This is a genomic window from Vibrio sp. 2033 (assembly GCF_033339735.1).
Genome location: NZ_JAWOVC010000005.1, coordinates 264579 through 277585, shown reverse-complemented (window position 1 = coordinate 277585; position 13007 = coordinate 264579). Strand labels below are relative to the sequence as shown.

Annotated in this window: 7 protein-coding genes and 4 pseudogenes; 4 read left to right on the top strand and 7 right to left on the bottom strand. The window is 43.6% G+C overall.

From position 1 onward, the window contains the following. Positions 1-315 precede the first annotated feature (315 nt). The 3 genes and pseudogenes from R7P74_RS10145 to R7P74_RS10135 all read right to left on the bottom strand — a co-directional run bounded on the left by R7P74_RS10145 (position 316) and on the right by R7P74_RS10135 (position 3479). The gene (locus R7P74_RS10145; protein WP_213868110.1) at positions 316-1344 is read right to left on the bottom strand and encodes a methionine synthase; all 1029 of its coding nucleotides are present in this window, start codon (positions 1342-1344) and stop codon (positions 316-318) included. Between the two features lie 30 nt (positions 1345-1374). Then, a complete protein-coding gene (locus R7P74_RS10140) occupies positions 1375-2349 on the bottom strand; it encodes a DUF1852 domain-containing protein (protein WP_025767248.1) in 975 nt (324 codons plus the stop codon). Between the two features lie 230 nt (positions 2350-2579). Next, a pseudogene (locus R7P74_RS10135) lies at positions 2580-3479 on the bottom strand (LysR family transcriptional regulator). 112 nt (positions 3480-3591) lie between these two features. On the opposite strand from R7P74_RS10135, the gene eamB reads away from it, so the two are divergent. Then, entirely contained in the window at positions 3592-4176 is a 585-nt protein-coding gene (gene eamB / locus R7P74_RS10130; protein WP_225473322.1) for a cysteine/O-acetylserine transporter, read from the top strand. Between the two features lie 222 nt (positions 4177-4398). Here eamB and R7P74_RS10125 read toward each other — a convergent pair. Next, positions 4399-4713, bottom strand: a pseudogene (locus tag R7P74_RS10125) (DJ-1/PfpI family protein); the annotation flags it as partial. Here R7P74_RS10125 and R7P74_RS10120 point away from each other — a divergent pair. After that, positions 4708-4824 (top strand): annotated as a pseudogene (locus tag R7P74_RS10120) (plasmid-related protein); the annotation flags it as partial. The pseudogenes R7P74_RS10125 and R7P74_RS10120 overlap by 6 nt on opposite strands. Positions 4825-4879: 55 nt before the next feature. Here R7P74_RS10120 and R7P74_RS10115 read toward each other — a convergent pair. Continuing rightward, positions 4880-5638, bottom strand: coding sequence for a leucine-rich repeat domain-containing protein (locus R7P74_RS10115; protein ID WP_225473324.1), 759 nt, complete (start codon positions 5636-5638; stop codon positions 4880-4882). 405 nt (positions 5639-6043) lie between these two features. On the opposite strand from R7P74_RS10115, the pseudogene R7P74_RS29920 reads away from it, so the two are divergent. Beyond that, positions 6044-6178, top strand: a pseudogene (locus R7P74_RS29920) (ParB family protein); the annotation flags it as partial. A gap of 180 nt (positions 6179-6358) precedes the next feature. Continuing rightward, on the top strand, positions 6359-7366 hold the full coding sequence (locus R7P74_RS10110) for a DUF1176 domain-containing protein (protein WP_225473326.1): 1008 nt from the start codon (positions 6359-6361) through the stop codon (positions 7364-7366). 499 nt (positions 7367-7865) lie between these two features. Here R7P74_RS10110 and R7P74_RS10105 read toward each other — a convergent pair whose 3' ends face one another. Both R7P74_RS10105 and R7P74_RS10100 read right to left on the bottom strand, forming a co-directional pair. Continuing rightward, complete coding sequence (locus tag R7P74_RS10105; protein ID WP_262687453.1) at positions 7866-11132, bottom strand: leucine-rich repeat domain-containing protein; 3267 nt, start codon at positions 11130-11132, stop codon at positions 7866-7868. A gap of 791 nt (positions 11133-11923) precedes the next feature. Next, complete coding sequence (locus R7P74_RS10100) at positions 11924-12994, bottom strand: DUF1176 domain-containing protein (RefSeq protein ID WP_225473329.1); 1071 nt, start codon at positions 12992-12994, stop codon at positions 11924-11926. Positions 12995-13007 lie beyond the last annotated feature (13 nt).

Sequence of the window (13007 nt, the reverse complement as noted above, 5' to 3'; positions counted from 1 at the left end):
TCATTAAAACCCGAATATACGCATGCATCTAATCTATTCTCGCTAAACAAGTTGTAATAACTCGGGAGTCCATATACTGGAATGACCCTACCTTAGAGCTGCTCTAATACCTGGGGGATGGCGAGCAATGTATCTTCCAGCATCCGTCATCCTGAACAACGAGGGACGGGGTGATTCAGGAGCTACCCACCGAGAGCTTTAAAGTGCGAAAGTTATCGTCATTTCCTAGCGAGCTGTAATCAGATTCCTAGTCTCGTTTCAACTCGCTAGATTGACCCTAATTTTAGTTCATGGTGCGGAGCCTAAGTATTAATATCAACCCACCAACTCTTTACGAATGATCTCCGCACCCGCACTTAACGCATTGAGCTTAGCGGTCGATACTTCACGAGACAAAGGTGCCATACCGCAGTTGGTACATGGGTAAAGCTTGTCGGCATCAACGTACTTCAACGCCTCTCGCAATGTGTTCGCTACTTCTTCTGGCGTTTCAATTTCGTTAGTAGCGACATCAATCGCACCAACCATCACCTTCTTACCGCGAATCAACTCAAGCAACTCAATAGGCACTCGCGAGTTATGACACTCAAGCGAGATAATATCGATATTTGACTGCTGCAATTTAGGGAATACTTCTTCGTATTGTCGCCATTCAGTGCCTAGCGTTTGCTTCCAATCCGTGTTCGCTTTGATGCCGTAGCCATAGCAGATGTGCACTGCAGTTTCACATTTCAGCCCTTCAATCGCACGCTCTAAACACGCAATGCCCCATTCGTTCACATCATCGAAAAACACATTGAACGCAGGTTCATCGAATTGAATAATGTCGACACCCGCCGCTTCAAGCTCTTTCGCTTCTTGGTTGAGGATCTTTGCAAATTCCCAAGCCAGCTTTTCACGGCTACCGTAATGATCATCATAAAGTGTGTCGATCATCGTCATAGGGCCTGGCAGCGCCCACTTGATAGGTTGCTTAGTTTGCTGACGCAAGAACTTGGCATCTTCAACAAACACGGACTTTGTGCGGCTTACTGGGCCAACCACAGTCGGAACACTTGCTTCATAACGGTTGCGAATAGTCACCGTTTTGCGGTTTTCAAAATCTACGCCGCTTAAATGCTCAATAAAGGTCGTCACAAAATGTTGCCGAGTTTGCTCTCCATCACTGACGATATCAACGCCTGCCAATTCTTGCTCTTGCAAAGCGACGCGTAGCGCATCGCGTTTGCCATCAATCAGTTCTTCACCTTGCAGTTTCCACGGTGACCAAAGTTTTTCTGGTTCGGCCAGCCAAGAAGGTTTCGGTAAGCTGCCAGCCGTTGAAGTCGGTAATAGTGTTTTCATCGTCATTCCTTTCTAGATTCTCGTTATCGATTACGCGTAGCTTGCAGACCATTGTTCAAGCACAGATTGATAGGGTTTGATGAAATGCTCCTCGGCAAATTTCCCTTGTTCAACTGCCAGTTGGCTGCGCTCTTCTCGGTCGTAAACGATTTGAGTTAGCGAGTGGTCTAGGTTTTTTAGGTTTGGCTGGTAGCAATTACCGGCAACCGCGTTGGCATTGTAAATCTCAGGTCGGTAAATCTTCTGGAATGTCTCCATCGTGCTTATCGTGCTGATAAGCTCTAGGTTTGAATAATCGTTCAACAAGTCACCGAAGAAGTAGAATGCCAATGGTGCAACACTGTTTGGCGGCATAAAGTAGCGCACCTGTAAGCCCATCTTTTTGAAGTACTGCTCCGTCAACGAAGATTCGTTCGGCTGATATTCAAAGCCCAAAACAGGATGTTGGTTTTCGGTGCGTCGATATACCTTGTTGTCCGATACACTCAGACAAATCACTGGCAGCTTTTTGAAATGCTGTTTGTAAGACTCAGAATTAACGAAAGCTTTGAACAGTTTGCCATGCAAATCACCGAAGTTCGCTGGGATGCTGAACTGTGGCTGGTTTTTGTTGTGGTCCAACAGCAAAACGCTAAAGTCGTAATCACGCACGTATGAAGAGAAGTTGTTGCCCACAATGCCTTCGATACGCTCGTTAGTGTTGTGGTCAACAATGTTAGTTTTGAGCACTTCAATCGATGGGAAGGCTTCTCCACTACCTTGGATATCCATATCAACGGAGATGATTTCAAGTTCAACGGAGTAGCGGTCACCTTGCGCGTTATCCCAATATGCCAACGCATTAAAACGATTGTCGATCATTCGGAGCGCATTGCGCAGATTCTCTCGGCGGTAGTTTCCGCGAGCCAGATTAGCAAAGTTGGTAGTGATTCGCGTATTGTCTGATGGTTGGTAATTCTCATCAAAGCGAATGCTTTTGATAGCAAATGTGAAATCGTTATTCATCGTGAGTTGGTATCCTATTTCCTTAGATAAAGCAGACTTTTCCTAACTCTGTGCATGGGGACATTTTTTGTTTTTTGGTTTTCCCAATCGTTAGGTTGCACAGCACTTACGACGAACGGTTCGTACAAAAATGACCGTCGCAGTGCCTAACACCAGAGCAGTCCTTTTTTTATACTTGCTTCACGAGTTGAGTAATATTGGTATTGTTTCACATTGAACATGAAGGAATTTCATGATTTGAGGAAAAAGCCTGTCTCGTGCGTGTTACACATGCAGTCGATAAAGACTTCCATTGCAGGCGTAACACACTTTCCGGCATTGCAGCCACACTGCGGTTTGATCATTTGCGGTGCGTTGGTAAACTCAAGCTCTTGCTGGCTGCCCTCTTGTAGTTCTTTTTCAACAGTGAAGCGAGGCAGATAAGAGATACCGATATTACTCTCTACACAGTTTTTGATGGTGTTAATACTGCTCAGCTCAATCCTGTTATCGATGCTGATGTTTCGCTCTTGGATGATGCTCTCAAAAGTCTGACGGAAAAGGCACTTAGGACCATTGCTGATGAATCCCAAATCAATGTGTTGCTCCCCTTTCTGTAGATCCAACCCTGTTAAAAGCGGCGAAGCAACAAGGACCAACGGCTCTTGTTCAAACTCATGCACCTTGAGTGCATCATCATTACCGACACGATAAAACACACCCAAATCGGCTTTATCAGCAATCAATTCATCACGAATCTTATAGCAGTTTTGTGATTGCAGTGAGAGCCTTACTTTCGGCGCTCGTATTCTGAATTCCTTCAAAACATTGGCCATTTTATAAGCGAGCTGAGTTTCTGCGATTAAAACCTTCAACTCCCCTGTCGGCTCAGAACTCTCTTGCTGCGCCGTGCCTTCAATGTTTTCCATCACTCGTGCGAGCTCATAAACGTAAGGAAGGATCTTTTCTCCTGCCTGAGTCAGCACCATTTTTCGGCCAATCTTTTCGAACAACTGCAATGAGAGATCTTGTTCTAACTGCCTGATCTTAAAGGTCACTGTCGACTGAGTGCAATAAAGCTTTTGCGACGCTTTAAGAAACGAGCCTTCCTAAACAATGGTTTTAAACGTAAGGAAACGCTTTAGATTCATGACTAAACTCCTGACGTGATAGTTCAAAAAATTAAAACTCTTAGTTTAAATATATTCAATTTCTTAATTGATTAACGCGAAGTATAGTGCACAAAAAACAGGAGAGATAGAGATGAGTGCCATCTACACCGCATTTTTCACCTACGTCATCATTACTTCGCTCACGCCGGGTCCCAACAACATTTTGTCGCTTAGTGTTGCAACCCAGCACGGGCTAAAGCGTTCTACTAAAGTCATTTCTGGGATGTTCTGCGGCTATATTGTTTTGATGCTGTTGTGTGGCGTTTTCACTTACCACATGGTCAGCCTGCTTCCTGTGATTACACCTTGGCTCACATGGGTGGGTGCGGCTTACATCATTTGGTTAGCTTGGGGAATTGCGACAAGTGATATCAAAGCCGCATCAAAAGATTCTGAGGGCATCACTTTCTTAACGGGCTTTGGTTTGCAGTTCGTAAACGTGAAAATCATTCTGTACGGCGTAACATCCATCTCGACATTCGTGTTGCCTTATACACAAAACATCTACTGGATCTTGGCCACCAGTCTAGTGTTCGCATTTATCGCATTGGTGAGCAACTTAATCTGGGCAATAGCAGGCAAACTTCTTCAATCGCAATTCCAGAAATATGGTAAAGCGATCAATATGACTTTAGCGGCGACGCTACTTTACTGCGCGGTACAGTTGTTTGTTTGAGGCTGAGGTTGAGGAGATGAGACGCAGCGATTTCCGCGTCTCGAATTTGTAGGTGGAGAAGTGGTTGGCTTTGAGTGTGCTAACTCAAAGTTGGACAGAAGCTTGTTGAACTTTCTGCTCTATTTTGGCTGGCGGTGATTAGGAGAAGTATGGATAGATCCATAAATATAGTTTTTTAAGATATCAAAAATCCGCCAAGATGCGCGGTCACTTGACAGTCATTCAATTTATGAGCGCTAAAACACTGAGCAGACGAAATGTTGCTGAAATGAGATTTCCAAATAAGTCGAACTGCCCTGTGGGAGTTAACTGCTCTTGTATGCTTTACGTTTGTTTGAATCACAAAGCCTTTCTGCTACCCAAACGACTAAGTAAATAACTGAAAGGCGTCTCCGACGGTAGCTATATTACCTTCAAAACAAAAGGAAGATCTTAAACATCTCCTCCCGTGCTCTACTGAATAGCTTTTGCATGTGGATCTGTCGTTAATTTTTTACCTTTCAGCAAGCCAAGCTCGTGTAAAAAAGAACCTGCACATTTATGTACTTTCGCCTTTTCGAGACTCATACAAACAAACCGTCAAAAGAACTACTGCCTTTTATTCGGCAGTACTCGTTTTGTGTGCCTCAATATATATGGTTTCAAGGATAACTTATCAATAGTTGCTATTTACCAGCTCAAGACGACAGCATCCAAAATAGCTTTAATTCCGCTTAGTTACTACACCAAGATCAAACGCCCATGGGCTAATAGTGCGCACCGAACCAGGAATGATCACACTAGTGATCTCGTTATCAGTAAATGCCCTCCTCCCAATGGTAAGTACTGAGTCAGGTAGAGTTACTCTGGTGAGCTCATTATGGCTAAGTGCCAGCTCCCGAATGGTAGTCAACGTGTTTGGAAGGGTTACGTTAGTGAGCTTATTTTCATAAAGTGCCCCCTTCCCAAGAGTAGTCACGGAGTCAGGAACAACGATATCTCTTCTTGCTCCACCGTAGGAAACAACGACCCTTTTGTTCTCAGTTCCATCATCATTCCGAGCAAAAATAAAGCCATCTGATGGTATATTGTTTAATGTGGATAACGCGTTACCATTGAACCCTCCAGCACCGATGGTGGATAACGAATCTGGGAGAGTTACGCTAGTGAGCTTGTTATCACTAAACGCCCCTTTGCCAATGGCTACCACGGAACCTGGAATGGTCAGGTTGGTGAGCTCATTGTCCTTAAATGCCTCATCTTCAATTGTGGTAACCGAATCCGGTATGGTTACATTAGTGAGTTGGTGACCAACAAACGCGCCTTCACCAATAATGGTCACCGAGCTTGAAATTATGACATCGGTCTCTCTACCGGTATACTCTACAAGTATTGATTTGTTCTGCGAGCCATCTAATTTTTTAGCGTAGACTAACCCTTCCGTTGCATGCTCACAGCCTGTTAGAAGGGCTAGACTAAGCAAGATGCCAAAGATTTAGCCAGTTAGCCTATTGAGTTTTATTCTTGATAATGACATTGCTACTCTCGGGTTTATAATTAGACCGTTATCGGTCTTTCTATGCAAACGCATAAAATGTTCACAGAAATTTAGCTCTACTCAGAGATAAAAGGATGATAACAATACTTTTAATGGATTATCACTCCCAAAAAGATGCTTAGATAGTTTCTCTAACAAAAGAGGCACTTTGACAAGCCAAACAAGCATATAAAACGCTTAAATCGTGTTGAATTTCATTCTATCGGATAAACTTTTGCAGGGTATTTGATCTAATGAGTATAGGGGCAACAGTTTCCTGTAATAAAGAAAACTGTTGCCTATTTGATCATCCATATTCAAGATGAATATTCATAAGAAGACTAGAGATGGGCAATTTCTGCGGCTATCAAAGTCGAGCTAAAAGTCGCGGAAGCGAACAAAGGCTCAGACCAAGCGGAAGTTACGCTCCTAACCCAATTCAATATTATCGGGATGTTTGCACGCAAGCGCCTGAAGGGGCGTAACAGCTGGTAAAACTAATGTATTTCAAGCGATGAGATTGGTTTTAGATTAATCATTATCTACTCCAGTCTGGCTGGAGTAGTTCATGTCAAAAATCGCCTTCGAATAAGTCAAATTAACTTAAATTCAACGCATAGAATCCATCAGACATTCACAGATATATTATCTCAAAGGAATAAGAAAGTGCGCTATATTCGTCTAATTATAATCGCATTGAGTATAGCGATTTTTTCTGTCCAAGCTTTTGACGGAGCTAGGTTTGATCACAAAGATTGGTATTTGGCTTGTGACAATACTGGCACTTGCCGAGCTGCGGGGTACGCGCCAGCTGGTCTTGGCTATGGTATGGCAATGATGTTTAGACGTGAAGCTGGACCTGCAACCCAGATCACGGCAAAGCTTTTTCTGCAGCTACATGATGAGCAGGCGTTGCCAGCAAGTGTGACTTTGTTGATTGACAACCAAGACCTCGGCCCAATCTACACGGATAAAACGAGTCAGCTGAGCGCCATGCAAGTACAGGCATTATTGGCGGTGGTTACTACTAACGCGGTAATTGAAGTAGGCGCTGGCAAGCAGCGCTGGCGCATTTCGAACAATGGCGCCAGCGCTGTGTTTCGCAAAATGGATGAGTATCAAGGGCGTAGCAACACACCATTTGCTGTGGTTGCCAAAGGTAAACAATCTGAGAACGAAGTACCACCCGCTAAAGTACCACCAAGTTTGACTGTGCAAGCACCGCTATCAAACGCTGTTACCCTTGAAATCGGTTCGTCAGCTTATAATGAGGTGTTACAGTTGCTGACCACTAATGTGCCAGCATCTGAGTTGGATTTCGAACTCCAGAGCGCATCACTTGAAACTGCAGAGCTGGGCCAGGGTAAACGCTTTATTGGTGCTTGTTGGCTTATGGCTTACAACGCGCTTTGCCACCATTGGTTAGCGGATAAAAATGACCCCAATCAGTTGGTTGCATTGAAGAGTGATGGTTTTTATATCGATGGTATGGCGCGCCAAGACCGCAAGGTACGAGGATACGGCGATTGCTGGGAAAGTCAGGCATGGGTGTTTGATGGGCAATCTATGGTACCCACTTTGATATCCAGCACGGGTCCATGCAGGGGTATTGCCGGCGGTATTGACCCTATGCCGACCTACATCACTGATGTAACTTTTCCTTCTAAGCAATAATTTTGTAAATGAGGTGAGTTTAAATGTCGCTCTTGGTAGCGGATTGCTAAGTTGTTCGCATCAATAAGTGGTGGAGTATAAAAAAGGATTACTTTCAGTAGGGCAGGTACATGCGGCCTCTGTTTTATAGGGTATAAGATTCTAAGCGATTTAGGGCATTTTCAAGCTAGAAAACACCATGTGTTAAAATTCAGATCGTGATATTTCTGTACAAAAACGTGTTTAGGAAAATTGAATATAAGCAACTATCAAATAACTACAGATGCGGCAACATGAGTTTGGAAGTGCTAGTGCGATGAGCGAAATCGCAATAGTAAAAAGGCTTTGTTTAGATACAGATTATTAAATACCATTACTTTAAATACCTAGACAAGGATGTTGCACGTCGACCTCGGTCGTCATAAGAGAGCCTTCAAAAACAATATCTGATGAAAACACCATTCTCCAAAAACTTTGTGTACTGCCACATATTAAAATTGCAACAGCACACAAAATAGTGTTAATACCAGTGAATATCTACACCTTCATCAAACGCTATCAAACCATTGTGGGTCGCCAAAGATGGAATAGTCACACTGGTGAGTTCATTGCCAGCAAACGCTTCACTTTGAATATCGAACACTGATTCTGGGATAGTTACGCTGGCAAGTCGGTTATTCCGGAACGCTTTATAACCAATGAAGGACACTGAACTTGGTATAGTCACCTTAGTGATCTTATTATCAGCAAACGCCTCCGGTGCAATGGTATTTACCGAATCTGATATAGTTACGCTAGTGAGATTATTGTTACTAAATACCCCATAGCTAATAGTGGAAACCGATTCTGGGATGGCCACACTGATAAGTTCATTGCCAGCAAACGCCTCACGCCCAATGGTGGTAACCGAATCTGGGATGACCACACTGGTTAGTTCGCTGCTAGCAAGCGCCCTACGCTCAATGATGGTCACCGTATCAGGAATAACAACTTCTTTTCTTGCCCCACCATAGGAAATAACAACCTTCTTATTCTCGGTGCCATCCTCATTACGAGCAAAAATAAAGCCATCTGATGGTGCATTATTAACTGTGGATAGTGCATTGCGATTAAATGCACCTAAGCCAATAGTAGTCAACGAATTTGAGAGGGTCACGTTGACAAGCTGGTTGTCAGAAAACGCAGCCTCTCCGATAGTTCTTACTGAATCTGGAATGGTCAAATTGGTGAGTTTATTATTACTAAACGCCTTATCCTCAATAGAGGTCACAGAATCTGGGATAGTTACGCTGGTCAGTCGGTTGTTCCGAAACGCCTCATTCTCAATGGTAGTCACTGAATAAGGTATAGTCACATTGGTGAGCTTGTTGTAAGCAAACGCCTTTTCACCAATGGTCGTCACCGAATCAGGCATAGTCACACTGGTGAGCTCATTATCAGAAAACGCGCCACGCTCAATAGTGTTTACCGAATCTGGAATAACAATTCCTTTTCTTGAACCACCATAGGATACGACAACCTTCTTGTTCTCTGTGCCATCATCATTACGAGCAAAAATAAATCCATCTGATGCCGCATTGTTAACTGCAGATATTACATTACCATTAAACGCTCCATTACCAATAATGGTCACAGAATCCGGGATAGTCACGCTGATGAGCTGGTTGTTAGAAAATGCAGCCCCCTCAATAGTGTTCACGGAATCTGGGATAGTCAAACTGGTGAGTTTATTATCACTAAACACCTTCCAACCAATAATGGTCACCGAATCTGGAATGATCAAATTGGTTAAATTATTGTAACTAAATGCTTCCCACCCAAGAATATTCACGGAATCTGGGATAGTCACACTGGTGAGTTCATTGCCAGAAAAGGCCCGATGTCCAATGGTGGTTATCGAATCTGGAATGGTCACGTTGGTGAGCCTGTTGTGAGCAAACGCATCATCCTCAACGGTAGTTAAAGAACTAGGTATAGTCACACTGGTGAGCTCGTTATCAGCAAACGCCCCCTGGCCAACGGTAGTCAGCGAATCAGGGATAGTCACGTTAGCAAGCTTGTTAGCAGAAAACGCCTTCACACCAATGGTGGTCACCGAATTTGGAATGGTCACACTAGTAAGCTCATTATCAGCAAATGCCCTCTCACCAATGGTGGTTACCGAATTTGGAATGGTCACACTAGTAAGCTCATTATCAGCAAATGCCCTCTCACCAATGGTGGTCATCGAATCTGAAATGGTTACACTAATGAGCTTGTTGTCAGCAAACGCCCCTTCACCAATGGTGGTCACCGAATCTGGAATGGCCACACTGATGAGCTTGTTACCAGCAAACGCCCCTTCACCAATGGTGGTCACCGAATCTGGAATGGTCACACTGATGAGCTTGTTACCAGCAAACGCCCCTTCACCAATGGTGGTCACTGAATCTGGAATGGTCACACTGATGAGCTTGTTACCAGCAAACGCCCCTTCACCAATGGTAGTCACCGAATCTGGAATAGTCACACTAGTGAGCGCGTTATCAGCAAACGCCTCCTCACCAATGGTGGTCACCGAGTCTGGAATGGTCACGCTGGTAAGTTTGTTGTGAGCAAACGCATTATCCCCAACAGTAATCACAGAACCTGGGAGCGTTACACTAGTGAGCTCATTGTAAATAAACGCATAGTCTCCAATAGTAGTTATCGAATCTGGAAGGGTTATGCTAGTGAGATTATTATGACCAAACGCGCTCTTATCAACGGCAGTCACCGAATCTGGAAAAGTCACACTGGTAAGATTGTTGCCCTCAAACATACCGAAACCAATGGTAGTCACCGAATCAGGAATAACAATCTCCTTTCTCCCTCCGCCAAAGGAAACAACAACCTTCTTGTTATCAGTACCATCATCATTACGAGCAAAGATTATGCCATCTGATGGCGCATTGTTGAATGTGGATATTGCATTACCATTAAACGCATTAGAACCAATGGTGGTCACCGAATCTGGGATAATCACGCTGGTGAGATTGTTGTCAGAAAACGCTGAACCCTCAATAGTCGTCACAGAGTCTGGGATGGTCACACTGGTAAGCGTATTGCCAGTAAATGCCCCCCAACCAATAGTGGTTACCGAATCAGAGAGACTCACGTGGGTGAGGTTGTTGTCAGCAAACGCAACTTTTCCTATGGTGGTCACTGAATTAGGTATAGTCAGGCTGGTGAGTTTGTTTCGAATAAACGCCTCATCCTCAATGGTGGTCACAGATTCTGGTATAGTCACGTTGTGGATCTCATTATCGGCAAACACACTCTCGCCAATAACGGTCACCGAATCTGGAAGGATCAGGCTAGTAAGCTCGTTGCGTTCAAACGCACTATCCCCAATAGTGGTCACAGAATTTGAAAGGGTCAGGCTAGAGAGCTTGTTTCCATAAAATGCTTCCTTACCAATGGTTGTTACCGAGTCTGGAATGATCAAGCTAGTTAGTTCGTTGTGTTGAAACGCCCAATCACCAATGGTAGTCAACGAATTTGAAAGGGTCAGACTAGAGAGCTTGTTTCCATTAAATGCATCCCTACCAATGGTGGTCACGGAATTTGGAATAGTCACATTGGTCAAATTGTTGTAACTAAACGCACTCGCACCAATAGTAGTCACTGAATCAGGGATAGTCACGCTGGTGAGCTTGCTACGTCTAAACGCATCACGCCGAATAGTAGTTACCGAATCTGGGATGATGACATCTGTTTCGCTACCATTATAGTCAATAATTACTGACTTGCTTTTTGTGCCATACACCAACCCTTCTGTTGCTTTTTCACAGCCAGTAAGAAAGGTTAAACAGAGCAAACTGCCCAGGGGCGGGCAGATTACCCTCGTGAATCTTGTTATTGATAATGACATACCTGTTCTCAGATTTATATTTAGACCGTCATCAGATTTTCTGTGCGAATGCATAAAACATTCACATACGGTCAGTTTTATCTTGGGTTAAGAGGATGATAGCAATACTTATTGCGACTTATCATTCCCAACAAGTTGTTTAAACAATTTCACTACTAAAAGAAGCGGTTTGACAAGCAAAACAACTATATAAAAGGCTTAAATCTTGTTAAGTTTCATTCTATCGCAGTATTTTCGTAGTATAAAACACACGCTTTTAGACTTTTTAGATTATTTAATCTAACGAATTTGGGGTAGAGCCCTCTTAAAACCATCACATCCACAAAGTACCACGAGCAAAATTAAGCTTGAGGGGCGAGCCGGCATAAAAGTTGAAATAGGAGTAAAGAACCTCATCAAAAGAGCTTTTGGTATAGTTCCTGATTTCGCAAACTTTACACCGAATTGATTATATATTGGATGTATTTTTTATCTGACTATAGCTACGCCTTATCGAAGCTAGGAACGCACAAGAAGAGTTTTATGTAATTTATACTTCACAAACAATTTCTCGTAGGTATTTGTGATAGGGTCTACCGTTTTTTAGTACCAGAATTGTTACGAGTCAGACAGCAATTATTGCTTTTAAACTCAGAACCTTAAAAGGCCCTGAGCAGAAGTGCTAGAACAGTAACTTAAAAACATAGCTATTTATTCAAATCTTGTGTAGTAACCACTTCGCTTACCCAAATAGGCATGAAGTCAATGCCTCCAGCGGCAATACCACGGCACAAACCTGTATTACCATAACTCGCACGAACCATTTGTTTGCCATCAAACAACCAGCTTTCAAAGCTCCAGCAATCCCCCAATCCTCGGCCTTTATGAGCGGAGGAAACAATGCCGTCAGAATAGTCATTACCAGAGATGTTAAGACGTTTAGGCACAGCAGCATCGCCTTCTCCCAACAACCAATAACTTGAACCATAGTTATAAGCCGCCATCCAACAGGACGCCTCAATCAATGATTGGCCATTATTAAGCTTTGCAATAGCAATTGACGGTGTTTCTTCAAACAACCTATGGCACTCGGAGCTGTCTCCCTTAGACTCATAGCTAGCACGAAGCTGTGGTAACAATTTGGCATATTGGGCAGATTCTGGCTCAAGTGATTTCATCATTGCATCGCCGCCAACATTCACAAGTGTTGGGATAGCCACAGCAAGATTCACCCTAGACTCAGCGCCCTGACCTTTTGCGACAATAGCAAACGGAGTATTCTGGCGCCCCTGATATTCATCCATCTTACGAAACACGGCACTGGCACCGCTACCAGACAGTACCCATTTAGTTTTACCATCACCAATTTCAATAAGTGCATCTTTAGTCACTACTGCAAGAATGGCCTGAACCTGCATGGATGTCATGGCGTCATGCTGTATCGGGCCCAACTCTAGGCCATCGATATAAAGATTTATCTGCTCAGGCCAATGGTCAAAATCAGATTCATCACCTAAATACACTTTGCCCGTTACTGGCGCTGCAGGCCCCGCTTTACGAGTAAACATCACAGCAACAGGATTAAGACTGCCAATTTCTGAATAGCCAGCCGCCCGGCAGGTCCCTGTATTATCACAAGCTAGATACCAATCTTTGTGTTGAAAACTCTCTCCCTCAAAAGCGCTGACAGAAAAAGCTACCAAACCCAATGTATATATTGTACTTCTAATACAGAGCATTAGCATATTCCTCCAGTTCAGTTTTAATGAATATATCATTGTGCCTCCTTTG

What these genes read in the sequence shown, in the direction of transcription:
- R7P74_RS10145 (WP_213868110.1), bottom strand. Translation starts at nt 1,344, where the DNA reads ATGAAAACACTATTACCGACTTCAACGGCTGGCAGCTTACCGAAACCT.
- R7P74_RS10140 (WP_025767248.1), bottom strand. Translation starts at nt 2,349, where the DNA reads ATGAATAACGATTTCACATTTGCTATCAAAAGCATTCGCTTTGATGAG.
- eamB (WP_225473322.1), top strand. Translation starts at nt 3,592, where the DNA reads ATGAGTGCCATCTACACCGCATTTTTCACCTACGTCATCATTACTTCG.
- R7P74_RS10100 (WP_225473329.1), bottom strand. Translation starts at nt 12,994, where the DNA reads ATGATATATTCATTAAAACTGAACTGGAGGAATATGCTAATGCTCTGT.